The following is a 23,309-nucleotide window of genomic DNA, read 5'->3' as shown; positions in this document are numbered from 1 at the left end:
ACATGGCTGACTCTCTTCTTTATAAGGACCTCACATGAGCAAGACTCGCATTGCCTTCATCGGTGCAGGCAACATGGCCGCCAGCCTGATCGGTGGCCTGCGCGCCAAGGGCCTGGACGCTGCGCAGATCCGCGCCAGCGATCCGGGTGCCGAGACCCGCGCCAAAGTGAACGCCGAGCACGGCATCGCAACCTTTGCCGATAACGCCGAGGCTATCCAGGGCGCCGACGTGGTGGTACTGGCGGTCAAGCCCCAGGCAATGAAAGCCGTGTGCGAAGCGCTGCGCTCCAGCCTCCAGCCCAATCAACTGGTGGTATCGATCGCCGCCGGCATCACCTGCGCCAGCATGAACAACTGGCTGGGCGCACAACCGATCGTGCGCTGCATGCCCAACACCCCGGCGCTGCTGCGTCAGGGCGTGAGCGGCTTGTTCGCCACCGCCGAGGTCAGCGCCGAACAACGCCAGCAGGCACAGGAACTGCTGTCCGCCGTGGGCATCGCCCTGTGGTTGAACGAAGAACGGCAACTGGACGCGGTCACCGCCGTTTCAGGCTCCGGCCCTGCCTACTTCTTCCTGCTGATCGAAGCCATGACCGCTGCCGGCGTGAAGCTTGGCCTGCCCGCCGACATCGCCGCCCAACTGACCCTGCAAACGGCCCTGGGCGCCGCGCACATGGCGGTTTCCAGCGATGTCGATGCCGCCGAACTGCGTCGCCGCGTGACCTCTCCGGCCGGCACCACAGAAGCTGCAATCAAATCCTTCCAGGCTGGAGGCTTCGAAGCCCTGGTCGAAAAAGCACTCGGCGCCGCCGCGCACCGCTCGGCCGAGATGGCCGAACAACTGGGTCAATAAGGAGCCTTACATGATTGGATTGAACACCGCAGCGGTTTACGTGCTGCAAACCCTCGGCAGCCTGTACCTGCTGATCGTGCTGCTGCGCTTCGTGCTGCAACTGGTGCGGGCGAACTTCTACAACCCGCTGTGCCAGTTCGTGGTCAAGGCCACCCAGCCTTTGCTCAAGCCCCTGCGCCGGATCATCCCGAGCCTGTTCGGCCTGGACATGTCCTCGCTGGTGCTGGCGATCCTGGTGCAAATGGCGCTGATGGCCCTGACCCTGCTGCTGACCTACGGCACCACCGGCAATCCGCTGCAACTGGTGATCTGGTCGCTGATTGGCGTGACCGCGCTGTTCCTGAAGATTTTCTTCTTCGCGCTGATCATCAGCGTGATCCTCTCGTGGGTCGCCCCGGGCAGCCATAACCCGGGCGCCGAACTGGTGAACCAGATCTGCGAGCCGGCCCTGGCGCCGTTCCGCCGGATCCTGCCGAGCATGGGCGGCCTGGATATTTCGCCGATCCTCGCGTTCATGGTGCTCAAGCTGATCGACATGCTGGTGATCAACAACCTCGCCGCCATGACCATGATGCCGGAAATCCTGCGTCTGCTGATCTGATCCACCGCCAGCAGGCTCGCTCGAACACAGGAGTGCATGCCCCTCCTGTGGGAGCGAGCCCGTTGCGATGGATCCACCCCCGATCCAGCTGGACACAAACAACCCCGCCCTTCGCTTGCCGCTGACCCCACCGGTCTTTAGACTTACGCCTCATTTCAACGAGAGCAGGGTCGATGCCAGCTGCCTTCCCCCCCGATTCTGTTGGTCTGGTGACGCCGCAAGTGGCGCACTTCAGCGAGCCCCTGGCCCTGGCCTGCGGCCGCTCGCTCCCGGCGTACGACCTGATCTACGAGACCTACGGCACGCTGAACGCCACGGCGAGCAACGCCGTGCTGATCTGCCACGCCCTGTCCGGCCACCATCACGCTGCCGGCTTCCACAGCCCCGACGAGCGCAAGCCCGGTTGGTGGGACAGCTGCATCGGCCCCGGCAAACCGGTCGACACCAACAAGTTCTTCGTGGTCAGCCTGAACAACCTCGGCGGTTGCAACGGCTCCACCGGCCCCAGCAGCCTCAACCCGGAAACCGGCAAGCCGTTCGGCGCCGACTTCCCGGTGTTGACCGTGGAAGACTGGGTCCACAGCCAGGCACGCCTGGCCGACAGGCTCGGCATCGGCCAATGGGCGGCGGTGATTGGTGGCAGCCTCGGCGGCATGCAGGCCCTGCAGTGGACCATCACTTACCCCGACCGCGTGCGGCACTGCCTGGCCATCGCCTCGGCACCCAAGCTGTCGGCGCAGAACATCGCGTTCAACGAAGTGGCGCGCCAGGCGATCCTCACGGACCCCGAGTTCCACGGCGGTTCGTTCCAGGAACAGGGCGTGATCCCCAAGCGCGGCCTGATGCTGGCGCGAATGGTCGGGCACATCACGTACCTGTCCGACGACTCCATGGGCGAGAAATTCGGCCGCGGCCTGAAGAGCGAAAAGCTCAATTACGACTTCCACAGCGTCGAGTTCCAGGTCGAGAGCTACCTGCGTTACCAGGGCGAAGAGTTTTCCGGGCGTTTCGACGCCAACACTTACCTGCTGATGACCAAGGCGCTGGACTACTTCGACCCGGCGGCGAACTTCGACGATGACCTGGCGAAAACCTTCGCCAACGCCACCGCGAAGTTCTGCGTGATGTCCTTCACCACCGACTGGCGCTTCTCCCCTGCCCGCTCGCGGGAACTGGTGGACGCCCTGATGGCGGCCAGGAAAGACGTCTGCTACCTCGAGATCGATGCTCCGCAAGGCCATGACGCCTTCCTGATTCCGATCCCGCGCTACCTGCAGGCGTTCGGCAATTACATGAACCGTATTGCGTTGTGAGAAAGCCATGAGAGCTGATCTGGAAATCATCCAGGAATGGATCCCCGCCGGCAGCCGCGTGCTCGACCTGGGCTGCGGCGACGGCGAACTGCTGACGTGGTTGCGCGACAACAAGCATGTCACCGGCTACGGCCTGGAAAACGACCCGGACAACATCGCCGAGTGCGTGGCCAAGGGCATCAACGTCATCGAACAGGACCTGGACAAGGGCCTGGGCAACTTCGCCAGCAACAGCTTCGACATCGTGGTCATGACCCAGGCGCTGCAAGCGGTGCACTACCCGGACAGGATCCTCGACGAAATGCTGCGTGTCGGTCGTCAGTGCATCATCACCTTCCCCAACTTCGGTCACTGGCGCTGCCGCTGGTACCTGGCGAGCAAGGGCCGGATGCCGGTGTCGGAATTCCTGCCCTATACCTGGTACAACACGCCGAACATCCACTTCTGCACCTTCGAAGACTTTGAAGCACTTTGCAGCGAACGTGAAGCCAAGGTCATTGATCGGCTTGCCGTGGATCAACAGCACCGCCACGGGTGGGCCAGTAAGCTATGGCCTAATCTATTAGGTGAGATCGGTATCTACCGTGTCAGCAGCCCCGGGCTGCAGGACCACAAGATCGCGGTCTGAACCGCGCCATTGCAAGGAGAACGGTCATGGGTCGTCTAGCGCTGCTTTTACTCACTGCCTGCCTGAGCGTCACGGCCATGGCCGCTGATGCCATCAAAAGTGATCGCCAGGAGAAATTCGGCGACACCACGGTGCATTACAACACCTTCAATTCCACGTACCTGACGCCGGAAGTCGCCAAGGCCGCGGAACTCACCCGCAGCAAGAACCAGGGTGTGATCAATATTTCGGTGCTCAAGGACGGCAAGCCGCAAATGGCCCAGGTCAGCGGCACGGTCAAGGACCTGACCAGCCAGAGTGTGACCCTGAACTTCAAGCAGGTGACCGAGCAGGGCGCGATCTACTACATCGCCCAGTACCCGGTACCACAGCAGGAAACCCGCACCTTCCAGATCAAGGTGCAGACCGGTGACAACATCAACACCATCAATTTCAACCAAGAGCTCTTCCCCGGCGAATGATCAACTTCACGCAACTCGTGCTGGCCAGCCACAACGCCGGCAAACTCAAGGAACTCCAGGCCATGCTCGGCCAGTCCGTGCAACTGCGCTCGATTGGCGAGTTCAGCAGCGTCGAGCCTGACGAGACCGGCCTGTCGTTCGTCGAAAACGCCATCCTCAAGGCCCGCAATGCCGCACGCATTTCCGGTTTGCCGGCACTGGCCGACGACTCGGGCCTGGCGGTGGATTTCCTTGGCGGTGCGCCGGGGATCTACTCGGCACGGTATGCCGATGGCAAGGGCGATGCGGCGAACAACGCCAAGCTGCTCGACGCGATGAAGGACGTGCCTGAAGCCGAGCGCGGCGCACAGTTCGTCTGCGTGCTGGCCCTGGTTCGGCACGCCGACGACCCGCTGCCGATCCTCTGCGAAGGGTTGTGGCACGGCCGCATCCTGACCCAGGCCAGCGGCGAACATGGCTTTGGCTACGATCCGCTGTTCTGGGTGCCTGAGCGCGACTGCTCCAGCGCCGAGCTCACGCCCGGCGACAAGAACCAGATCAGTCACCGCGCCCGCGCAATGGATCTGCTGCGCCAGCGTCTGGGCTTGAAATGACCCCCGGAACATCCGCGTCGTCGCTGATCTACGGCGGCGACGCCGCATCGCCCCGCTCGGCCCTGCCGGTGCTGCCGCCCCTGGCGCTGTACATCCACATTCCGTGGTGCGTGCGCAAATGCCCTTATTGCGACTTCAACTCCCACACCGCCAGCCCGGTGCTGCCGGAAGAGGAATACGTGGACGCGTTGCTGGCCGATCTCGACCAGGACCTGCACGCCGTCCACGGTCGCGAGCTCAGTTCGATTTTCTTCGGGGGCGGCACGCCCAGCCTGTTCAGCGCCCAGGCCCTGGGTCGGCTGCTCCAAGGGGTCGAACAGCGCATCCCGTTTGCCCACGACATCGAAATCACCCTTGAAGCCAACCCTGGCACGTTCGAGCAGGACAAGTTCGTCGCGTACCGCAAGCTGGGGATCAATCGCCTGTCGATCGGCATCCAGAGCTTCCAGCAGGAAAAGCTCAAGGCGCTGGGGCGCATCCACAACGGCGACGAAGCCGTGCGGGCCGCCGGCATGGCGCGCCAGGCCGGGTTCGACAACTTCAACCTGGACCTGATGCACGGCTTGCCCGACCAGTCCCTGGATGACGCCTTGGCCGACCTGCACACCGCCATCGCCCTGAAGCCGACACACCTGTCCTGGTACCAGCTGACCCTGGAGCCGAACACGGTGTTCTGGAACCAGCCGCCGACGCTGCCGGAGGACGATACGTTGTGGGACATCCAGGAAGCCGGGCAGGCACTGCTGGCCGAGCATGGCTACGCGCAATACGAGGTCTCGGCCTACGCCCAACCCGGGCGGGCGGCGCGGCACAACCTCAACTACTGGAGCTTTGGCGATTTCATCGGCATCGGCGCCGGCGCCCATGGCAAGCTCAGCCATCCGGACGGGCGCATCGTGCGCACCTGGAAGACGCGCCTGCCCAAGGATTACCTCAACCCGGCGAAAAGCTTCAAGGCTGGCGAAAAGGCGCTGACCAATGATGAAATGCCGTTCGAGTTCCTGATGAACGCCTTGCGGCTGACGGAGGGCGTCGAATCGCGGCTGTACCCGCAACGCACCGGCCTGTCGCTGGACAGCCTTGCCGAAGGCCGTCGCGACGCCGAACAAAGTGGCCTGTTGCGGGTCGAACCGTCACGCTTGGCGGCCACGGAACGCGGCCAGCTGTTTCTCAACGACTTGCTGCAAAAATTTCTGACTTAAGGAAATCGAATGGATCTGATCCTCGACCTGCTCGCCACCGTGTCTCGCTGGAGCCGCAGCAACCTCTCGGAAATCGCCCTGGCCCTGGTGGGTTGCCTGCTAGTGCTGTTCGGTGCGGATTTCAAAGGCTGGGTCGAGCAACGCCTGGGCAGCATCGCCGGCGCCTTGCGCGTCCCGCTGATGGCCCTGCTGTGCATGATCGGCAGCGGCGCCGCGCTGATCTACGCGACCCCTTGGGTCATTCGCGGCCTGAGCCAGTTCAACAACTACAGCCTGGCGCCAGTGTTGCTGGTGGTGCTGGTGCTGATTGGCGTGGTCGCTGATCGCCGCTGAATTGTGCAACACCCATAAACCCCTGTGGGAGCGAGCCTGCTCGCGATGGCGTTCTGTCATTCGACATTGATATCGACTGGCTTGACGCTATCGCGAGCAGGCTCGCTCCCACAGTAGAAGACGCTATCTTTTACGCCAACTTTTCGAACTTCAAATCCCACACGCCATGCCCAAGGCGCTCGCCGCGGCGTTCGAACTTGGTGATCGGGCGCTCGGCCGGGCGCGGGACGCACTGGCCGTCTTCGGCCAGGTTGCGGTAACCCGGCGCGACGTTCATCACTTCCAGCATGTACTCGGCGTAAGGTTCCCAGTCGGTGGCCATGTGCAGCACCCCGCCGACCTTCAACTTGCTGCGCACCAGCTCGGCAAACGAGGCCTGGACGATCCGACGCTTGTGATGGCGACTCTTGTGCCACGGGTCCGGGAAAAACAGCATCAGGCGATCGAGGCTGTTATCGGCCACGCAGCGATTGAGCACCTCGATGGCATCGCAATCGTAGACCCGCAGGTTGGTCAGGCCCTGGGTCAGCACGCCGTTGAGCAGCGCACCGACACCCGGACGGTGCACCTCCACGCCGATGAAATCCTGTTCAGGCGCAGCCGCCGCCATTTCCAGCAGCGAATGGCCCATGCCGAAACCGATTTCCAGCGAGCGCGGTGCCGAACGACCGAACACCTGGTCGTAGTCCACCGGCGCGTCCGCCAGCGGCAGCACGAACAGCGGCGCGCCCTGCTCGAGGCCGCGCTGCTGGCCTTCGGTCATGCGCCCGGCGCGCATCACGAAACTCTTGATGCGGCGGTGTTGGCGCTCGTCGCCTTCTTCCGTCTGGATTGGCGTGTCGTTTGATTCAGTCATCAATGGCTCTTACTTGATCAGACCATCCAGCGGCGAAGAGGCGCTGGCGTAGAGTTTTTTCGGCATGCGGCCGGCGAGGTAGGCCAGGCGGCCGGCGACGATCGCATGTTTCATGGCTTCGGCCATCATGATCGGCTGTTGCGCGTTGGCGATGGCCGAGTTCATCAGCACGGCTTCGCAGCCCAGTTCCATGGCGATGGTGGCGTCGGAGGCGGTGCCGACACCGGCATCCACCAGCACCGGGATCTTGGCCTCTTCGAGGATGATCTGCAGGTTGTACGGGTTGCAGATTCCCAGGCCCGTGCCGATCAGGCCGGCCAGTGGCATCACGGCGATGCAGCCGATTTCCGCCAGTTGGCGAGCGATGATCGGGTCATCGCTGGTGTAGACCATCACGTCGAAGCCTTCCTTGACCAGCACTTCGGCGGCCTTGAGGGTTTCGATCACGTTGGGGAACAGGGTTTTCTGGTCGGCCAGCACTTCCAGCTTCACCAGGTTGTGGCCATCGAGCAACTCACGGGCCAGGCGGCAGGTGCGCACGGCTTCGGTGGCGTCGTAGCAACCGGCCGTGTTCGGCAGGATGGTGTAGCGATCCGGTGGCAGGATATCGAGCAGGTTCGGTTCGCCCGGGTTCTGGCCGATGTTGGTCCGGCGCACGGCCACGGTGACGATCTCGGCACCCGAAGCCTCGATGGCCAGACGGGTTTCTTCCATGTCACGGTACTTGCCGGTACCGACCAGCAAACGCGACTGGTAAGTACGACCGGCCAGGACGAAGGGCTTGTCGGTGCGAACGATGCTCATGGGAAATCCTCTGTTGGGGTGAGGTTCTTGCACAATGATTCTGTGGCCGCTCGGGCCAGACGGCTAGCCGCCGCCGATGGCGTGCACCACTTCGACCGAGTCGCCGTCATTGAGCGTGGTGTCTGCGTGCTGGCTGCGCGGGACGATATCCAGATTGAGCTCGACCGCCACCCGGCGTCCGGTCAATTCCAGACGGGTCAGCAGGGCCGCAACGGTTTCACCGTCGGGCAGTTCAAGGGATTCGCCGTTCAACTGAATGCGCATGCCAAATGCCGCCATCATTTTTAGGGGGTGGCATTCTAGCCCGATCATGACCTAAAGGTCAGTAACAAGCGTCAAGCGGTCGCCTGCAGGCGCCAGGCGGCCAGCCCCAGGCACAGCCAGCCGATCAGGAAGGCCAGGCCGCCGAAAGGCGTAATGATGCCGAGCTTGCCGATGCCCACCGTCGTCAGCAGGTACAGACTGCCGGAAAACAGCAGGATGCCGATCGTGAACGAGAGGCCGGCCCAGGTGACCAGCCGGCCCGGAATGTGCGCGGCCAGCAATGCCACCCCGAACAGCGCCAGGGCATGCACCAACTGATAGGTTACGCCCGTATGAAAGATCGCCAGGTACTCGGGGGTGAGGCGACTTTTCAAGCCATGAGCGGCAAACGCCCCCAGGGCGACGCCGGTGAAACCGAAGAAAGCGGCCAGCATCAGAAAGCCACGCAGCATGAAGAACTCCAGTCAGACTCGATCAACAGGGTCTGTATAATGGCCCGCTCGACGGGTTCGGCCAAGCCATCTCTATGCTGCGTTTATTTTTGCGACGATTCACGAAGGCCCTGCTCTGGTTCGCCGGGGGCAGCGTCGTGCTGGTGCTGATTTTTCGCGTGGTGCCGCCACCGGGCACGGCGCTGATGGTCGAGCGCAAGGTCGAATCCTGGTTCGACGGCGAGCCGATTGACCTGCAACGCACCTGGAAACCCTGGGATGAAATCTCCGACGACCTCAAAGTCGCGGTGATCGCCGGGGAAGATCAGAAGTTTCCCGAGCATTGGGGTTTCGACCTCGGGGCGATCCGTGCGGCCCTGGCCCACAACGAGTTGGGCGGATCGGTTCGCGGCGCCAGCACGCTCAGCCAGCAAGTCTCGAAGAACCTGTTCCTGTGGTCCGGCCGCAGCTGGCTGCGCAAGGGCCTGGAAGCCTGGTTTACCGGACTGATCGAAGTGTTCTGGCCCAAGCAGCGAATTCTTGAGGTCTACCTCAACAGTGTCGAGTGGGACGCCGGTGTGTTTGGCGCGGAAGCGGCGGCCCGACATCACTTTGGCGTGAGCGCGAAGAACCTCAGTCGCCAGCAATCGAGCCTGCTCGCGGCGGTATTGCCCAACCCGCGCGTGTGGAGCGCCAGCCATCCGACCAGCTATGTTGCGCGCCGCGCGGGCTGGATTCGCCAGCAGATGAACCAGCTCGGGGGCGACGGCTATCTGGTTGGGCTCAATGATTCGCGCCGAGCGCCTTGGACGAAATAAGCGAGTGAGTTCCATCACACTCCGCAAAACCCTGTGGGAGCGGGCTTGCCCGCGAAAGCGGTGTGTCAGCCAACGGGTGGTTTTCTGACCCTCCGCCATCGCGGGCAAGCCCGCTCCCACAGGGTACGAGTCGTTCCAACAATCGAGCCCAAACAAAAACGCCCCGATCAATGATCGGGGCGTTTTTTATTGCCGGTGCGCAGGTCAGGCAGCGATCGACAACTTGAGCTTGTTCATCGCACTCTTCTCGAGCTGACGAATACGCTCGGCCGACACGTTGTACTTCTGCGCCAGGTCGTGCAGCGTGGCTTTATCTTCTGCCAGCCAGCGCTGGTAGAGGATGTCACGGCTGCGGTCGTCCAGCACTTCCAGCGCTTCGTGCAGGTTGTGATTGGAGTTGTCGCTCCAGTCGGCGTCTTCCAGTTGACGTGCCGGGTCATACCGGTGGTCTTCCAGGTAGTTGGCCGGCGATTGGAAAGCACTGTCGTCGTCCGCTTCGGCGGCCGGGTCGAAGGCCATGTCCTGGCCGGTCAGGCGACTTTCCATCTCGCGCACTTCCCGCGGCTCCACGCCGAGGCTTTCCGCCACGCGGTGGACTTCCTCGTTGTTCAGCCACGCCAGGCGTTTCTTCTGGCTACGCAGGTTGAAGAACAGCTTGCGCTGGGCCTTGGTGGTCGCGACTTTCACGATGCGCCAGTTGCGCAGGATGAACTCGTGGATTTCCGCCTTGATCCAGTGCACGGCGAACGAAACCAGACGCACACCCATTTCCGGGTTGAAGCGCTTCACGGCCTTCATCAGGCCGACGTTGCCTTCCTGGATCAGGTCAGCCTGAGCCAGGCCGTAGCCGGAGTAGCTACGGGCGATATGTACGACAAAACGCAGGTGGGCGAGCACCATCTGCCGAGCCGCCCCCAGATCCTGCTCATAGTAGAGACTCTCGGCCAGTTCACGCTCCTGCTCCGGCGTCAGCAAAGGAATGCTGTTGACGGTGTGCACATAGGCTTCCAGGTTCGCACCCGGGACCAGCGCATACGCAGGTTGCAAAGAATTGGTCATACGACAAAACCTCCCACTTACAAACTCGTGCAGTTCAGCACTGCGAAAATTGACCGGAAACCGAAAGACAAGTTCCCAAAAACGCTGAAAGGTCAATACGAGCAAAATGATACTACTTAGGCGCAAGCTCCCTCAGGTGGCGTGCGACTGCAATCCATGCACCGATATACCCCAACAGCACCGCGCCAAGCAAGAGCGACAGACCGTCGGCTACCGGCACACCGGCCAGCGCAAAATCGCTGCCGTACAAGCCGGCCAGCCCGACCACCGCATCGTTCAGCCAGTCCAGGCCAAACGCCAATACACCCCAGGACAGTATCCCCGCACCGAAGCCATACAACGCGCCCATATAAAGGAAGGGCCTGCGCACATAACTGTCAGTGCCGCCGACGAGTTTAATCACTTCTATCTCTGTGCGGCGGTTTTCAATATGAAGACGAATGGTATTGCCTATCACCAAAAGTAATGCAGAAACCAGAAGGACGGTCAGACCGAAGACAAAACGGTCACCCAGCTTGAGGATGGCTGCCAGACGCTCGACCCAGACTAGATCAAGTTGCGCCTGTTGTACCTTGGGCAATTCGGAAAGTTGTTGTCGTAATGCTTCAAGCGCGGGCTTGTCGACCTCATTCGGGGTCACCAGCACCACGCCCGGCAGCGGGTTTTCCGGCAGTTCCTTCAACGCATCGCCCAGCCCGGACTGCTGCTGGAATTCCTCAAGCGCCTGGTCGCGCCCCACGTACTCGGCATCGGCGACGCCCGGGATGCGCTTGATCTGGTCACGCAGCGATTCGCCTTCGGCCGGGCTGGCCTCGAGTTGCAGGTACAGGGAAATCTGCGCCGCACGCTGCCAGGAACCACCCAGGCGTTCGACGTTACTCAGCAAAAGTGACAAACCCATGGGCAGGCTCAGGGCCACCGCCATCACCATGCAGGTGAAGAAACTGCCAATGGGTTGCTTGCCCAGGCGCCGCAGGCTGTCCAGCAGGCTGGCGCGATGGCTTTCGATCCAGGCGTGGAACAAAGTGGCGAAATCCGGACCGTCATCGTCGTCGCGCTTTTTCTTCTGCGGCTGCGGATCGGCGGCCTTCGGCGCCACGCGTTCGGAAACCTTGGGGCTACGTGTCGCACTCATACGCCGGCCTCCCCGTCGCCGATCAATCGGCCGCGTTGCAGGGTCAACATGCGATGACGCATGCGGGCGATCAGCGCCAGGTCGTGACTGGCGATCAGCACGCTGGTGCCCAGACGGTTGATGTCTTCGAACACGCCCATGATTTCGGCCGCCAGGCGCGGATCGAGGTTACCGGTCGGTTCATCCGCCAGCAGCAGGGCCGGACGATGAACGATGGCCCGGGCAATGCCGACGCGCTGTTGCTGACCGGTGGACAAGTCGCCGGGATACAGCTCGGATTTATCCGACAGCGCCACGCGCTCCAGGGCCGAATCCACGCGCTTGGCGATCTCGACCTTGGACAGGCCGAGAATCTGCAACGGCAGCGCGACGTTGTTGAACACCGTACGATCGAACAGCAGTTGGTGATTCTGGAACACCACGCCGATCTGACGGCGCAGGAACGGAATCTGCGCATTGCTGATGGTGCCGAGGTCCTGGCCTGCCAGCAGCAATTTACCGGTGGTCGGGCGCTCCATCGCCAGCAACAGGCGCAACAAGGTGCTTTTGCCGGCGCCGGAGTGGCCGGTCACAAACAGGAATTCGCCGCGACGGACTCGAAAGCTCAGCTCATGCAAGCCGACGTGACCGTTCGGGTAGCGTTTACCGACCTGTTCGAAACGAATCATGAACGCTCCCGCTCGGCAAACAATGCCTGGACAAAGGGTTCGGCTTCAAAGGTGCGCAAGTCGTCGATGCCTTCACCGACGCCAATGTAGCGGATCGGCAAGCCAAACTGCTTGGCCAGGGCGAAAATCACCCCACCCTTGGCGGTACCGTCGAGCTTGGTCAGCGCCAGGCCGGTCAGTTCGACGGTCTGGTTGAATTGCTTGGCCTGGTTGATGGCGTTCTGACCGGTGCCGGCGTCGAGCACCAGCAACACTTCGTGCGGCGCGTCGGCATCGAGCTTGCCGATGACCCGGCGCACCTTTTTCAATTCTTCCATCAGGTTGTCTTTGGTGTGCAGGCGCCCGGCGGTATCGGCGATCAGCACGTCAATACCGCGGGCCTTGGCGGCCTGCACGGCGTCGAAAATCACCGAGGCCGAGTCGGCGCCCGTGTGCTGGGCGATCACCGGGATCTTGTTGCGCTCGCCCCAGACCTGCAACTGCTCGACGGCGGCGGCGCGGAAGGTGTCGCCAGCGGCGAGCATGACTTTCTTGCCTTCCAGTTGCAGCTTCTTCGCCAGCTTGCCGATGGTGGTGGTCTTGCCCGCGCCGTTGACGCCGACCACCAGAATGACGAACGGTTTGTTCTGCGAAGCAATTTTCAGTGGCTGCTCGACCGGCTTGAGCATGGCGGCCAACTCGGCCTGCAGGGATTTGTAGAGCGCATCGGCATCCGCCAGCTCCTTGCGCGCGACCTTTTGCGTCAGGCGCTGAATGATCACCGAAGTGGCCTCGACCCCGACATCGGCGGTCAGCAGGCGGGTTTCGATGTCGTCGAGCAGTTCGTCATCGATGGTCTTCCTGCCGAGGAACAGGCTGGCCATGCCTTCGCCGATACTGGCGCTGGTCTTGGACAGGCCCTGCTTGAGGCGGGCGAAGAAACCGGCCTTGGTTTCCGCCGTGGGCGCCGGCTCGACGGCCGCTTCGACGGGCGCAGGCGCGGCAGCGACAGGCGCAGGGATCGGCAGAGGCTCAGCAACGACCGGAGCTGCAACCACAGCGTGATCAACCACCGGAACCGGCTCGGCCACCGCCAATGAAGGCACTTCGACAGGCTCGGGAGAAAACTCGCCGGGTGCCGGGATCGGCGGCACGACGTGCGGGGCCAGATCGTCCTCGACCAGCGCGACCGGCTCTTCGGCCACCGGCAATTGCAGCCACGGCTCGGCGGCCGGGGTCAGGGGTTGTTCAACGACCGCCTCGGTTTCGACGACCGGCTGCAGCACCGGTTCGGCCGTCTCCAGGAGGATCGGCGCCGGCTCTTCAGCGACGGGCGCAGGTGCAGGCTCAGGGAGTGGCTGGGGCTGTTCGACGACGGTTTCCTGCGGCTTTTTGCGCAGCCATCCGAACAGGCTTTTCTTCTCGCCAGCCGCAGCTGGGGCTTTCTTGTCGTCGTTGGAACCAAACATGGAGGACGGCTATCTCACGGTAGCGACGCGCCAAAGGGCGCCCCGGTAAATAAATATTCGATGCAGAACAGACTGCAATTGACCCAGCTTGTTCACGCGCAACCTTTGCACAGGCGCAAACAGCGCCTTACAAAAACGACTTTACGAAGGACTGACGCAGCAAAATCGGCGAAAACGCAGAGTTTAGTCGACAAACCAGCGCCGAATGCCGCAAACCCTTTCAACCTGATCAAACGTAATGGCCTGATAGGCGTGGCCGCCACTAAAACGGATCAGTATCCTAGGGTGTGTCATCAATCATTACCAGTACCGCGTGGCCGTCTGAAAGCGGGCCAGACAAGGCGCAGGCCGCAGGGAATGTGCTTCCCTTGCCAAGGCCTGCAACGCAGTATGGCCCGCTTTCAGACGACCACCCGGAGGGCCGGGCCTGATAGTGCGCAGGGCTGCGTTGCTCGGAGTTTATTTGGAATGACCAAACCACACTCCTCGCGCCTTGCCCTGCGCACTATCAGACCCGGCGCGGTACTGGTAATGATTGATGACACACCCTACCTCTCGCCCGCCGACGCTAAGACCTAGCGGGCAGCCCCAAAGGTTAAAAAACGAATGAATGCTCTTGCCCGCCGCGCTGCAGGCCTGCTGTTCAGCACAGTTTGCCTGCCATTTTCAGCCCTCGCTGCCGATCCGCAACCGACCCATGAGTTCACCCTCGACAACGGTCTGAAGGTTGTCGTGCGCGAAGACCATCGCGCGCCGGTGGTGGTTTCCCAAGTCTGGTACAAGGTCGGCTCAAGCTACGAGACGCCGGGCCAGACCGGTCTGTCCCACGCCCTGGAGCATATGATGTTCAAGGGCAGCGAGAAGGTCGGCCCCGGCGAGGCGTCGCTGATCCTGCGCGACCTCGGCGCCGAGGAGAACGCCTTTACCAGCGACGACTTCACCGCTTACTACCAGGTGCTGGCCCGCGACCGCCTGGGCGTCGCCTTCGAATTGGAAGCCGACCGCATGGCCAGCCTGCGCCTGCCGGCCGACGAGTTCGCCCGTGAAATCGAAGTCATCAAGGAAGAGCGTCGCCTGCGCACGGACGACAAGCCGATGTCCAAGGCCTATGAACGCTTCAAGGCCATGGCCTACCCGGCCAGCGGCTACCACACGCCGACCATTGGCTGGATGGCCGACCTGGACCGCATGAAAGTCGAAGAACTGCGCCATTGGTACCAGTCCTGGTACGTGCCGAACAACGCCACGCTGGTGGTGGTCGGCGACGTCACCCCGGATGAAGTCAAGACCCTGGCCCAGCGCTACTTCGGCCCGATTGCCAAACGCGACGTGCCACCGGCGAAGATCCCGCTGGAACTGGCCGAACCCGGCGAGCGGCAGATCACCCTGCACGTGCAGACGCAATTGCCGAGCCTGATGCTGGGCTTCAACGTACCGAGCATCGCCACGGCCGAAGACAAGCGTTCGGTCAACGCCCTGCGCCTGATCTCGGCCCTGCTCGACGGCGGCTACAGCGGTCGCATCCCGACCCAACTGGAACGCGGTGAAGAACTGGTGTCCGGCGGCTCGTCGAGTTACGACGCCTACACCCGGGGCGACAGCCTGTTCACCCTGTCCGCCACCCCCAACACGCAGAAAAACAAAACCATCGCCCAGGCCGAAGCCGGCCTGTGGAAACTGCTCGAGCAGTTGAAGACCACTGCACCGTCCGCCGACGAGCTGGAACGGGTACGAGCACAGGTCATTGCCGGCCTGGTCTACGAGCGTGACTCGATCACCAGCCAGGCCACCGCCATCGGGCAACTGGAAACCGTCGGCCTGTCCTGGAAACTGATGGACACCGAACTGGCCGAACTGGAAGCGGTCACGCCGCAAGACATCCAGAACGCCGCCAAGCTGTACTTCACCCGCGAACGTCTGAGCGTCGCCCATGTCCTGCCACTGGAGACGACTCATGAGTGAGCATAAAAAACCACGTTTGGCCCTGCTGGGCCTGATCGCTGTCGCCCTGATCGGGTCGGCTGCCTTCTATTTCTCGAAGACTGATGAATCCATCGCCAGCGAAGCGCTGGACAAGGCCAAGTCCAGCCAGAAGCTGCAATCGCTGGCCGAGCTCGACGGCAAGGCGCCCAGTCGGCGCACCCTGAACGTTCAGAACTGGAGGACCGCCGAAGGCGCCAAAGTGCTGTTCGTCGAGGCTCGCGAGCTGCCCATGTTCGACATGCGCCTGATCTTCGCCGCCGGCAGCAGTCAGGACGGCGAAGCGGCGGGCCTGGCGACGCTGACCAACGCGATGCTCAACGAAGGCGTTGCCGGCAAGGACGTGAGCGCCATCGCCGAAGGCTTTGAAGGCCTGGGGGCCGACTTCGGCAACGGCGCGTTCAAGGACATGGCGCTGGCCTCCCTGCGCAGCCTCAGTGCTGTGGACAAACGCGAGCCCGCACTGAAACTGTTCGCCGAGGTCGTCGGCAAGCCGACCTTCCCCGCCGACTCGTTCGACCGCATCAAGAACCAGATGCTGGCCGGCTTCGAGTACCAGAAACAGAACCCCGGCAAACTGGCCAGTATCGAGTTGATGAATCGCCTGTACGGCGACCACCCTTACGCCCATGCCAGCGATGGCACGGCGAAAACCATTCCGGCGATTACCCTGGCGCAACTCAAGGCCTTCCATGAGAAAGCCTACGCGGCGGGCAACGTGGTGATTGCGCTGGTGGGCGACCTGTCGCGTGCCGAAGCCGAGGCGATTGCCGCCCAGGTGTCCAGCGCCCTGCCAAAAGGCCCGGCGCTGGCAAAACTGGCGCAGCCGGTTGACCCCAAGGCCAGCATCGGCCACATCGAGTTCCCGTCCAAGCAGACCAACCTGATGCTCGCGCAACTGGGCATCGACCGGGACGATCCGGATTACGCCGCCCTGTCCCTGGGCAACCAGATCCTCGGCGGCGGTGGTTTCGGCACCCGCCTGATGAGCGAGGTGCGCGAGAAACGCGGCCTGACCTATGGTGTGTACTCGGGATTCACCCCGATGCAGGCGCGCGGCCCGTTCATGATCAACCTGCAGACCCGCGCCGAGATGAGCGAAGGCACACTCAAGCTGGTGCAAGACGTGCTGGCCGACTACCTCAAGACCGGCCCGACCGAGAAGGAACTCGAAGACGCCAAGCGCGAACTGGCCGGCAGTTTTCCGCTGTCCACCGCCAGCAACGCGGACATCGTCGGCCAACTCGGCGCCATGGGCTTCTATAATCTGCCGCTGAGCTACCTGGAAGACTTCATGCAGCAATCCCAGAGCCTGACGGTCGAGCAAGTCAAAAACGCACTGAACAAACACCTGAGCACGGACAAGATGGTCATCGTCACCGCTGGCCCGACCGTGCCGCAAAAGCCGTTGCCGGCCCCCACTGACAAACCTGCCGAGCAACCGCTCGGGGTTCCGGAGCATTAATGGCTACCCGTCCTAAAAAACCTGCGCAAAACGTGCACAACGGTGTGAACCAGCTGCGCATCATCGGCGGCGAATGGCGCAGCCGCAAACTAAGCTTTCCCGATGCGCCGGGGTTGCGCCCTACCCCGGACCGGGTACGTGAAACCCTGTTCAACTGGCTCGCACCCTACGTGCCCGGGGCCAGGGTGCTCGATCCGTTCGCCGGCAGCGGTGCGCTGTTTCTCGAAGCCCTGTCCCGCGGCGCGGCCACGGGCCAGGCGCTGGACGCCAGCCATGTGGCGGTGTCCAGCCTGAAGGAACACCTGGGCACACTGCGCTGCACCAACGGCCAGGTGCAGACCGCCGACGCCCTGCGTTATCTGGAAACCCAGCCCGCCAGCGCGTACGACCTGGTGTTCCTCGACCCGCCGTTCAACCAGAACCTGTTGCCGGCCGTGTGCACGCTGCTTGAAGAGCGCCAATGGCTGGCGGCCGACGCCTGGATCTACACCGAAAGTGAAAGCGCCCCCTCGACGCTCGGTCTGCCGGGTAACTGGCGCCTGCACCGCGAGCAGAAATCCGGGCGCGTGTACTACTCGTTGTGGCAACGTATGGCAGAGATCGCTGGTTAACCGACCGGCCTGAAAGGTGCGCACAGGTTGCGCACCGCTGCATCGAGAGCAATCGTGTCCCTTCCGTCAGAACGCTTCAGCCCCGCCTTCGGCCTTGGCAACCCGCACTTGCAGACCTTGTGGGGGCCGCTCTGGCGCAAAACCACGCACATCGAACGCGAGCGCGAACGCTTTTGGCTCGAGGATGGCGACTTCCTTGACCTGGACTGGCACGGCCCGCACAACGCCGATACCCCACTGGTGCTGCTGTTGCACGGCCTGACCGGCTCGTCCAATTCACCCTACGTGGCCGGCCTGCAAAAAGCGCTGTGTGCCCAGGGCTGGGCCAGCGTAGCGCTGAACTGGCGCGGTTGTTCGGGCGAGCCGAATCTGTTGCCGCGCAGCTATCACTCCGGCGCCAGCGAAGACCTGGCCGAAGCCATCAGGCACCTGCGGGCCAGGCGGCCCCTGGCGCCGCTCTACGCGGTCGGCTATTCGTTGGGCGGCAATGTCCTGCTCAAGCACCTGGGCGAGGCCGGCAGCGACAGTGGTGTGCTCGGCGCCGTGGCAGTGTCGGTGCCGTTTCGCCTCGATCAATGCGCAGATCGTATCGGCCAGGGTTTCTCCAGGGTCTATCAGGCGCACTTCATGCGCGAGATGGTCGCCTACATCAAGAACAAGCAACGCCAGTTCCAGCATGACGGGCGCGAGGATGGCCTGGCGAAACTGGCCGCGCTGGGCTCGCTGGAAAACATGCGCACATTCTGGGATTTCGATGGCCGGATCACCGCGCCGCTGCACGGCTTCACCGACGCGCAGGACTACTACCGCCGCGCCTCGAGCCGTTATTTCCTCAGCGAGATTCGCACGCCGACGCTGATCATCCAGGCCGCCGACGACCCGTTCGTGTTCCCCCACAGTCTGCCCCAGGCCGAGGAGCTGTCCGCCTGCACGCAGTTCGAGCTGCATGCCAAAGGCGGGCATGTCGGCTTCGTCGATGGCTCGTTCCGCCACCCGGGTTACTACCTGGAACGACGCATCCCGCAGTGGCTGGCCGCACAGGGGCATGCGTGACATGAACACCGGGGGTGAATCGATCCGTTTCTGGCAAACCGCGCCGCTGGCGGGGGTCGAGCTGTTGTCCGCGCGTTACATCGAGCACCGCTTTGCCCCTCATGTGCACGACGGTTTCGTGATCGGCATGATCATGGCCGGCGCCCAGCGCTATCGCTATCGCGGTGCCGAGCACCTGGCGGGCAGCGGCACGCTGGTGCTGATCAACCCCGATGAAGTGCACACCGGGCACAAGGGCACGGAAGACGGTTGGTTGTATCGGGCGTTTTATCCCGACAGCGGGCAGATCCTCGCGCTGCTGAATGAACTTGAACTGCCCACCCACAGCTTGCCGGCGTTTGGCGCCACGCTCTATCGCGATCCGGACCTGGTCAAGGGGTTCTGCCAGTTGCATCGCCTGCTCGAAAGTCCGGCCAGCGCGCTGCAACAGCAAACCGCCTGGCGGGAACTGATGCTCTCGTTGCTGCAACGCCACGCGGCTGTTGCGGCCCCAGGAAAACCCGGCAAGGAACACCGGGCTGTGAGCCGGGCCAAGGAGTTGCTGCAGGCGCAACTGGCAGCGCCGCCATCCCTCGAAGAGCTCGCGGCAGCGGTGAACCTGTCACCGTTTCACTTTGCCCGAGTATTCCGCCACGCCACCGGCATCCCGCCGCACACCTGGCTGATGCAGCAGCGCATCGCCCGGGCGCGGACGTTATTGCAGGGAGGCTGCCTGCCGCTGGAAGTGGCCATGCAGTTGGGCTTCGCCGACCAGAGCCATTTGAGTCGGCAGTTCAAGCAGGTTTACGGGGTCGGGCCGGGAGCGTATCGCAAGGCGCGGCAGTTTCCGGGTTTCTGAAATCGCAGGATCCCTCCTGTGGGAGCGGGCTTGCTCGCGAAAGCGGTGTGTCAGTCGACCGTTGTGTCCGGTGTCACACCGCTTCGCGAGCAAGCCCGCTCCCACAGTTTTTTACTCACCCGTCGCCACACCCCGCGCCGGATCATTGATCCACTCGCTCCAGGACCCGGCATACAACGCCCCCAATGGATAACCGGCCAGGCACAGGGCGAACAGGTTATGACACGCCGTCACACCGGAGCCGCAATACGCCACCAGATCGCTCGGAGAACGGCTGCCCAGCTTCGCCGCAAACCGTTGCTTGAGCTGATCGGCCGGCAGGAAACGCCCGTCGCTGCCCAGGTTGTCAGTGAACGCTGCGCATTGCGCACCGGGGATGTGCCCGGCAATCGGGTCGATGGGCTCGACTTCACCCTTGAAACGCGGCAAGGCCCGGGCATCGAGCAGGGTCAGGGCCGGTTGGCCGAGGCGCTGCTGAAGCTGGTCGGCGCTGAGCAGCAGTGCCTTGTCCGGCGTCCCGCTGAAGGTGCCGCGCTGAATCTGCGGCGCATCCAGGCTCAGGGGCAGGCCCGCCGCATGCCAGGCCTTGAGCCCGCCATCGAGAATGAACACACCCTCACGCTTGCCCAGCCAGGCCAGCAACCACCAGGCCCGCGCCGCAAAGGCACCGGGGCCGTCGTCATACAGAATCACTTCGCTGTCGGCATTGATGCCCCAGGCCTGCAAACGCTCGATCAACGCGCCAGGATCCGGCAACGGGTGCCGCCCGGTCACGCCTTTGGTCACAGGCCCGCTCAAGTCACGTTCGAGATCGGCAAAGCTCGATCCGGCGATGTGCCCTTCGGCATAGCTGCGCTGACCGTAGTCCGGATCTTCGAGGGCAAAACGACAATCAAGGATCACCCGCCCCGGCTGCTCCTTCTTCAGGTCCAACGCTTGCGGGCTGATCAATTGCGCAATGGGCATAACAGGCTCCTGTGGTGGGCGTTACCGAATCCTACCCCAGTTACCTATCCCACTTCCTCCAGCGCCTGGGCGAGCGGTACATAAAATTCTTCGAACAGGGCGTTGACCGCATCGCGGGACTGGTCCGTGACAAACCCGGCCTCCAGCACCAGCACCTGGTAAACCCCGCGCTTGATTGCCTGTTCGCTCAGGTGATTGGAGTTCTCCCGCGTGGTGCACAGAAAGCGAACCCAGGACGTCAGGATGATCCAGGCATTGATCGTCAGGGATTCGATCTGTACGCGGTCCATCTTCAGGATGCCGGCCTCGACAAACCCCTTGTAGATCGCCGTGCCCTGGATCACGCAGCGCTGGGAGAAACGCCGGTAGCGCGTTGCCAGTTCCGGGTCGCTGTCGAGCAGGTGCTCGAGGTCGCGGTGCAGAAAGCGGTAGCGCCACATGGCCGCCAGCAATTCCTTGAGGTAGTAGCGCTTGTCCTCGACCGTGGCAGCGCGCCCCTGGGGCGGGCGCAGGAAGCTGTCCACCAGGCTTTCGTACTCACTGAACAACACGGCGATGATCGCCTGCTTGTTGGGGAAGTGGTAGTAGAGGTTGCCCGGGGAAATTTCCATATGGGCAGCAATGTGGTTGGTGCTGATGCTGCGCTCGCCCTGCTGATTGAACAGCTCCAGGCTGTTCTGCACGATGCGCTCGCTGGTTTTGATCCGTGGGGCCATGACTTGAGCTTTAATCCAGGGTGCGTTGACGGGCATCTTACGATCTATCCGCAAGGGGATAAAACAAAGCCGCGTCGGGATGTCATTTGACTTTATAGAGCATAGACTCTAAAAAGATCTTCACCACGACAAAACCACGGAGATGACCATGACGGCTGACATTGCCTACCTGCAGACTCTGCAGCAGCCTCTGGACGCACTCCAAAGCCTGTTCGACGCCCAGCGCGCCGCCTATGGCGCCAACCCGATGCCGCCCGCCGCGCAGCGCCAGCAATGGCTCAAAGCCTTGCGAGAGCTGCTGAGTGCCGAACGTCAGGCGCTGATCGATGCAATCAGCCAGGACTTCAGCCACCGCAGCGCCGACGAAACCCTGCTCGCCGAATTGATGCCCAGCCTGCACGGCATTCACTACGCCAGTCGGCACCTCAATGGCTGGATGAAGCCGTCCCGGCGCAAGGTCGGCCTGGCATTCCAGCCGGCCTCGGCCAAGGTGGTTTATCAACCGCTGGGCGTGGTCGGGGTGATCGTGCCGTGGAATTACCCTCTGTACCTGGCCATCGGCCCTTTGGTCGGGGCACTGGCGGCGGGCAACCGGGTGATGCTCAAACTCAGCGAATCGACCCCCGCCACCGGCCTGCTGCTCAAGGAGTTGCTGGGGCGGATCTTTCCCGAAGACCTGGTGGGCGTGGTGCTGGGTGAAGCCGACATCGGCGTCGCGTTCTCCCGCCTGCGCTTCGATCACCTGCTGTTCACCGGAGCCACCAGCATCGGCAAGCACGTGATGCGCGCCGCCGCCGAGAACCTGACACCGGTCACGCTGGAATTGGGTGGCAAGTCCCCGGCCATCGTCTCCCGCGATGTGCCACTCAAGGACGCCGCCGAACGCATCGCCTTCGGCAAGACCCTCAACGCCGGGCAAACCTGCGTAGCCCCGGACTACGTACTGGTGCCGGAGGACCGCGTGGGCGCTTTCGTCGAAGCCTATCGCCAGGCGGTTCGCGGGTTTTATCCGACCCTTGCAGATAACCCGGACTACACCGCAATCATCAACGAACGACAGCTGGCTCGGCTCAGCGGCTACATCAGCGACGCCACCAGCAAAGGCGCGCTGCTGATTCCGCTGTTCGATCAGGGCCAGCAACGCCGCATGAACCACAGCCTGCTGCTCAACGTCAGCGACGAGATGGTGGTAATGCAGGACGAGATCTTCGGACCGTTGTTGCCGATCGTGCCGTACACCGATCTTGATCAGGCGTTTGCCTACATCAACCAGCGACCGCGCCCGCTGGCGCTGTACTACTTCGGCTACGACAAGCGCGAACAAACCCGCGTGCTGCATGAGACCCACTCCGGTGGGGTGTGCCTGAACGACACCTTGCTGCACGTCGCCCAGGACGACATGCCCTTCGGGGGCATCGGCGCCTCGGGCATGGGCCATTACCACGGCCACGAAGGCTTCCTGACCTTCAGCAAGGCCAAGGGCGTGCTGACCAAGCAGCGCTTCAACGCCGCGAAACTGGTTTACCCGCCCTACGGCACATCCATTCAGAAACTGATCCAGAAGCTGTTCATCCGCTAACGATTCACTGCTCGGGTAACAACAACAATGAACCCCGGCCTGTCCGATTCACCCGCGCTGTCACGGCGCGGCCTGCTGCAATTGAGTGTCGGGGCCACGGCGTTCCTGGCCACGGCCGGGCTGGGCGCGAGCCTGAGCGGCTGTTCATCGGGCCTCCCGGCCAACGGTTTTGCGGTATTGCGCAGCGCCGACCTGTTGTTCCTGCGGGCGCTGATCCCGGTAATGCTCGAAGGTGGCGTGGCCGCCGAGCAAATGCCGCAAGCACTCGAAGGCACCCTGAAAACCCTGGATAACGGCCTGGCCCACCTGTCGCCGGAAATGCTCAAGCTGACCCGTCAATTGTTCGATGTGCTGGCCATGGCCGTGACCCGCGGGCCCTTGACCGGCATCTGGGGCAGTTGGGAAAACGCCAGCCCCGAGCAGATGCGGCTCTTTCTCCGGCGCTGGGAAAACAGCTCGTTGAGCCTGTTGCGCATGGGGCACAGCTCATTGCAGCAGATGGTGATGATGGCGTGGTACAGCCGTCGGGAGTCGTGGGCGCATTGCGGGTATCCCGGGCCGCCGGTGGTTTGATCGACCGAGTCGACTCCATCGCGAGCAGGCTCGCCCCCACAGGGGTTGCAAGGCCGGCTCA

Annotated in this window: 26 protein-coding genes; 16 read left to right on the top strand and 10 right to left on the bottom strand. The window is 62.9% G+C overall.

Annotation, left to right across the window (positions count from 1 at the left end; translation table 11 throughout):
• Positions 1-34 precede the first annotated feature (34 nt).
• The 8 genes from proC (at position 35) to ACM6IM_RS23105 (ending at position 5,984) form a co-directional block, all read left to right on the top strand.
• A complete protein-coding gene (gene proC, locus ACM6IM_RS23140) occupies positions 35-853 on the top strand; it encodes a pyrroline-5-carboxylate reductase (protein ID WP_414866408.1) in 819 nt (272 codons plus the stop codon).
• 10 nt (positions 854-863) lie between these two features.
• Entirely contained in the window at positions 864-1,454 is a 591-nt protein-coding gene (locus tag ACM6IM_RS23135) for a YggT family protein (protein ID WP_192306827.1), read from the top strand.
• Between the two features lie 173 nt (positions 1,455-1,627).
• Positions 1,628-2,767 carry a homoserine O-succinyltransferase MetX gene (metX, locus tag ACM6IM_RS23130; protein ID WP_192306829.1) on the top strand — a complete coding sequence of 380 codons (1,140 nt, stop codon included), beginning with the start codon at positions 1,628-1,630 and terminating at the stop codon, positions 2,765-2,767.
• Between the two features lie 7 nt (positions 2,768-2,774).
• Positions 2,775-3,395 (top strand): methionine biosynthesis protein MetW, encoded by a 621-nt coding sequence (gene metW, locus ACM6IM_RS23125; protein ID WP_414866407.1) that lies wholly within the window; start codon positions 2,775-2,777, stop codon positions 3,393-3,395.
• Between the two features lie 26 nt (positions 3,396-3,421).
• Entirely contained in the window at positions 3,422-3,856 is a 435-nt protein-coding gene (locus ACM6IM_RS23120; RefSeq protein WP_201191644.1) for a DUF4426 domain-containing protein, read from the top strand.
• Complete coding sequence (rdgB, locus tag ACM6IM_RS23115) at positions 3,853-4,449, top strand: RdgB/HAM1 family non-canonical purine NTP pyrophosphatase (protein ID WP_192306835.1); 597 nt, start codon at positions 3,853-3,855, stop codon at positions 4,447-4,449. The genes ACM6IM_RS23120 and rdgB overlap by 4 nt, the downstream gene beginning before the upstream one ends.
• On the top strand, positions 4,446-5,651 hold the full coding sequence (hemW, locus tag ACM6IM_RS23110; protein ID WP_414866406.1) for a radical SAM family heme chaperone HemW: 1,206 nt from the start codon (positions 4,446-4,448) through the stop codon (positions 5,649-5,651). The genes rdgB and hemW overlap by 4 nt, the downstream gene beginning before the upstream one ends.
• 9 nt (positions 5,652-5,660) lie before the next feature.
• Positions 5,661-5,984 carry a DUF3392 domain-containing protein gene (locus ACM6IM_RS23105; protein WP_236482496.1) on the top strand — a complete coding sequence of 108 codons (324 nt, stop codon included), beginning with the start codon at positions 5,661-5,663 and terminating at the stop codon, positions 5,982-5,984.
• A 130-nt stretch (positions 5,985-6,114) separates the two neighbouring features.
• Here ACM6IM_RS23105 and trmB read toward each other — a convergent pair whose 3' ends face one another.
• From trmB to ACM6IM_RS23085, 4 genes are all read right to left on the bottom strand, one after another.
• A complete protein-coding gene (gene trmB, locus ACM6IM_RS23100) occupies positions 6,115-6,840 on the bottom strand; it encodes a tRNA (guanosine(46)-N7)-methyltransferase TrmB (protein ID WP_192306839.1) in 726 nt (241 codons plus the stop codon).
• A 9-nt stretch (positions 6,841-6,849) separates the two neighbouring features.
• The gene (locus tag ACM6IM_RS23095) at positions 6,850-7,644 is read right to left on the bottom strand and encodes a thiazole synthase (protein WP_192306841.1); all 795 of its coding nucleotides are present in this window, start codon (positions 7,642-7,644) and stop codon (positions 6,850-6,852) included.
• Positions 7,645-7,707: 63 nt separating this feature from the next.
• Positions 7,708-7,908, bottom strand: a complete 201-nt coding sequence (gene thiS, locus ACM6IM_RS23090; protein ID WP_008026157.1) for a sulfur carrier protein ThiS — start codon at positions 7,906-7,908, stop codon at positions 7,708-7,710.
• Between the two features lie 71 nt (positions 7,909-7,979).
• Entirely contained in the window at positions 7,980-8,360 is a 381-nt protein-coding gene (locus ACM6IM_RS23085; RefSeq protein WP_201191642.1) for a DUF423 domain-containing protein, read from the bottom strand.
• Positions 8,361-8,434: 74 nt separating this feature from the next.
• On the opposite strand from ACM6IM_RS23085, the gene mtgA reads away from it, so the two are divergent.
• Complete coding sequence (gene mtgA, locus ACM6IM_RS23080; RefSeq protein WP_414866405.1) at positions 8,435-9,157, top strand: monofunctional biosynthetic peptidoglycan transglycosylase; 723 nt, start codon at positions 8,435-8,437, stop codon at positions 9,155-9,157.
• Positions 9,158-9,361: 204 nt separating this feature from the next.
• Here mtgA and rpoH read toward each other — a convergent pair whose 3' ends face one another.
• The 4 genes from rpoH to ftsY form a co-directional block, all read right to left on the bottom strand.
• Complete coding sequence (gene rpoH / locus ACM6IM_RS23075) at positions 9,362-10,216, bottom strand: RNA polymerase sigma factor RpoH (RefSeq protein ID WP_192306847.1); 855 nt, start codon at positions 10,214-10,216, stop codon at positions 9,362-9,364.
• Between the two features lie 112 nt (positions 10,217-10,328).
• On the bottom strand, positions 10,329-11,351 hold the full coding sequence (ftsX, locus tag ACM6IM_RS23070) for a permease-like cell division protein FtsX (RefSeq protein WP_192306849.1): 1,023 nt from the start codon (positions 11,349-11,351) through the stop codon (positions 10,329-10,331).
• Positions 11,348-12,019: a cell division ATP-binding protein FtsE gene (gene ftsE / locus ACM6IM_RS23065; protein ID WP_201191640.1), complete on the bottom strand. Its 672-nt coding sequence runs from the start codon at positions 12,017-12,019 to the stop codon at positions 11,348-11,350. Before ftsE ends, ftsX begins: the two co-directional genes overlap by 4 nt.
• Positions 12,016-13,467 (bottom strand): signal recognition particle-docking protein FtsY, encoded by a 1,452-nt coding sequence (ftsY, locus tag ACM6IM_RS23060; RefSeq protein WP_414866404.1) that lies wholly within the window; start codon positions 13,465-13,467, stop codon positions 12,016-12,018. Before ftsY ends, ftsE begins: the two co-directional genes overlap by 4 nt.
• Before the next feature lie 606 nt (positions 13,468-14,073).
• On the opposite strand from ftsY, the gene ACM6IM_RS23055 reads away from it, so the two are divergent.
• Genes ACM6IM_RS23055 through ACM6IM_RS23035 form a run of 5 tightly spaced genes read left to right on the top strand, consistent with a single transcriptional unit; the run spans position 14,074 to position 19,414 of the window.
• Complete coding sequence (locus ACM6IM_RS23055; protein WP_414866403.1) at positions 14,074-15,429, top strand: M16 family metallopeptidase; 1,356 nt, start codon at positions 14,074-14,076, stop codon at positions 15,427-15,429.
• The gene (locus ACM6IM_RS23050) at positions 15,422-16,912 is read left to right on the top strand and encodes a M16 family metallopeptidase (RefSeq protein WP_414866402.1); all 1,491 of its coding nucleotides are present in this window, start codon (positions 15,422-15,424) and stop codon (positions 16,910-16,912) included. Before ACM6IM_RS23055 ends, ACM6IM_RS23050 begins: the two co-directional genes overlap by 8 nt.
• A complete protein-coding gene (gene rsmD / locus ACM6IM_RS23045) occupies positions 16,912-17,523 on the top strand; it encodes a 16S rRNA (guanine(966)-N(2))-methyltransferase RsmD (RefSeq protein ID WP_192306858.1) in 612 nt (203 codons plus the stop codon). Before ACM6IM_RS23050 ends, rsmD begins: the two co-directional genes overlap by 1 nt.
• A gap of 54 nt (positions 17,524-17,577) precedes the next feature.
• On the top strand, positions 17,578-18,576 hold the full coding sequence (locus ACM6IM_RS23040; protein WP_414866401.1) for a hydrolase: 999 nt from the start codon (positions 17,578-17,580) through the stop codon (positions 18,574-18,576).
• A 1-nt stretch (position 18,577) separates the two neighbouring features.
• The gene (locus ACM6IM_RS23035) at positions 18,578-19,414 is read left to right on the top strand and encodes an AraC family ligand binding domain-containing protein (RefSeq protein ID WP_414866400.1); all 837 of its coding nucleotides are present in this window, start codon (positions 18,578-18,580) and stop codon (positions 19,412-19,414) included.
• A gap of 111 nt (positions 19,415-19,525) precedes the next feature.
• On the opposite strand, the gene ACM6IM_RS23030 is transcribed toward ACM6IM_RS23035, so the two are convergent.
• Positions 19,526-20,380: a sulfurtransferase gene (locus ACM6IM_RS23030; RefSeq protein WP_414866399.1), complete on the bottom strand. Its 855-nt coding sequence runs from the start codon at positions 20,378-20,380 to the stop codon at positions 19,526-19,528.
• A gap of 44 nt (positions 20,381-20,424) precedes the next feature.
• Complete coding sequence (locus ACM6IM_RS23025) at positions 20,425-21,096, bottom strand: TetR/AcrR family transcriptional regulator (RefSeq protein ID WP_201191932.1); 672 nt, start codon at positions 21,094-21,096, stop codon at positions 20,425-20,427.
• Positions 21,097-21,244: 148 nt separating this feature from the next.
• On the opposite strand from ACM6IM_RS23025, the gene ACM6IM_RS23020 reads away from it, so the two are divergent.
• Positions 21,245-22,675, top strand: coding sequence for a coniferyl aldehyde dehydrogenase (locus ACM6IM_RS23020; protein ID WP_414866398.1), 1,431 nt, complete (start codon positions 21,245-21,247; stop codon positions 22,673-22,675).
• Positions 22,676-22,702: 27 nt separating this feature from the next.
• Entirely contained in the window at positions 22,703-23,248 is a 546-nt protein-coding gene (locus ACM6IM_RS23015) for a twin-arginine translocation pathway signal protein (protein ID WP_414866397.1), read from the top strand.
• Positions 23,249-23,309: the final 61 nt, after the last annotated feature.

Source organism: Pseudomonas sp. IT-P12 (assembly GCF_949767465.1).
In the GTDB taxonomy this organism is placed as follows: Bacteria; Pseudomonadota; Gammaproteobacteria; order Pseudomonadales; family Pseudomonadaceae; genus Aquipseudomonas.
The sequence above is the reverse complement of the archived record's forward strand: the minus strand, read 5'-3'. Positions and strand labels throughout refer to the sequence as shown.

Bases quoted from the DNA above. Each gene is read 5' to 3' on its own strand.
- rpoH (WP_192306847.1), bottom strand. From the start codon at position 10,216: ATGACCAATTCTTTGCAACCTGCGTATGCGCTGGTCCCGGGTGCGAAC.
- ACM6IM_RS23035 (WP_414866400.1), top strand. From the start codon at position 18,578: ATGAACACCGGGGGTGAATCGATCCGTTTCTGGCAAACCGCGCCGCTG.
- ACM6IM_RS23120 (WP_201191644.1), top strand. From the start codon at position 3,422: ATGGGTCGTCTAGCGCTGCTTTTACTCACTGCCTGCCTGAGCGTCACG.
- trmB (WP_192306839.1), bottom strand. From the start codon at position 6,840: ATGACTGAATCAAACGACACGCCAATCCAGACGGAAGAAGGCGACGAG.
- ACM6IM_RS23105 (WP_236482496.1), top strand. From the start codon at position 5,661: ATGGATCTGATCCTCGACCTGCTCGCCACCGTGTCTCGCTGGAGCCGC.
- ftsY (WP_414866404.1), bottom strand. From the start codon at position 13,467: ATGTTTGGTTCCAACGACGACAAGAAAGCCCCAGCTGCGGCTGGCGAG.
- ACM6IM_RS23025 (WP_201191932.1), bottom strand. From the start codon at position 21,096: ATGGCCCCACGGATCAAAACCAGCGAGCGCATCGTGCAGAACAGCCTG.
- ACM6IM_RS23095 (WP_192306841.1), bottom strand. From the start codon at position 7,644: ATGAGCATCGTTCGCACCGACAAGCCCTTCGTCCTGGCCGGTCGTACT.
- ACM6IM_RS23015 (WP_414866397.1), top strand. From the start codon at position 22,703: ATGAACCCCGGCCTGTCCGATTCACCCGCGCTGTCACGGCGCGGCCTG.
- hemW (WP_414866406.1), top strand. From the start codon at position 4,446: ATGACCCCCGGAACATCCGCGTCGTCGCTGATCTACGGCGGCGACGCC.
- thiS (WP_008026157.1), bottom strand. From the start codon at position 7,908: ATGCGCATTCAGTTGAACGGCGAATCCCTTGAACTGCCCGACGGTGAA.
- ACM6IM_RS23050 (WP_414866402.1), top strand. From the start codon at position 15,422: ATGAGTGAGCATAAAAAACCACGTTTGGCCCTGCTGGGCCTGATCGCT.
- ACM6IM_RS23085 (WP_201191642.1), bottom strand. From the start codon at position 8,360: ATGCTGCGTGGCTTTCTGATGCTGGCCGCTTTCTTCGGTTTCACCGGC.
- ACM6IM_RS23055 (WP_414866403.1), top strand. From the start codon at position 14,074: ATGAATGCTCTTGCCCGCCGCGCTGCAGGCCTGCTGTTCAGCACAGTT.
- ACM6IM_RS23030 (WP_414866399.1), bottom strand. From the start codon at position 20,380: ATGCCCATTGCGCAATTGATCAGCCCGCAAGCGTTGGACCTGAAGAAG.
- ftsX (WP_192306849.1), bottom strand. From the start codon at position 11,351: ATGAGTGCGACACGTAGCCCCAAGGTTTCCGAACGCGTGGCGCCGAAG.
- ACM6IM_RS23020 (WP_414866398.1), top strand. From the start codon at position 21,245: ATGACGGCTGACATTGCCTACCTGCAGACTCTGCAGCAGCCTCTGGAC.
- ACM6IM_RS23135 (WP_192306827.1), top strand. From the start codon at position 864: ATGATTGGATTGAACACCGCAGCGGTTTACGTGCTGCAAACCCTCGGC.
- mtgA (WP_414866405.1), top strand. From the start codon at position 8,435: ATGCTGCGTTTATTTTTGCGACGATTCACGAAGGCCCTGCTCTGGTTC.
- metW (WP_414866407.1), top strand. From the start codon at position 2,775: ATGAGAGCTGATCTGGAAATCATCCAGGAATGGATCCCCGCCGGCAGC.
- rdgB (WP_192306835.1), top strand. From the start codon at position 3,853: ATGATCAACTTCACGCAACTCGTGCTGGCCAGCCACAACGCCGGCAAA.
- rsmD (WP_192306858.1), top strand. From the start codon at position 16,912: ATGGCTACCCGTCCTAAAAAACCTGCGCAAAACGTGCACAACGGTGTG.
- metX (WP_192306829.1), top strand. From the start codon at position 1,628: ATGCCAGCTGCCTTCCCCCCCGATTCTGTTGGTCTGGTGACGCCGCAA.
- ftsE (WP_201191640.1), bottom strand. From the start codon at position 12,019: ATGATTCGTTTCGAACAGGTCGGTAAACGCTACCCGAACGGTCACGTC.
- proC (WP_414866408.1), top strand. From the start codon at position 35: ATGAGCAAGACTCGCATTGCCTTCATCGGTGCAGGCAACATGGCCGCC.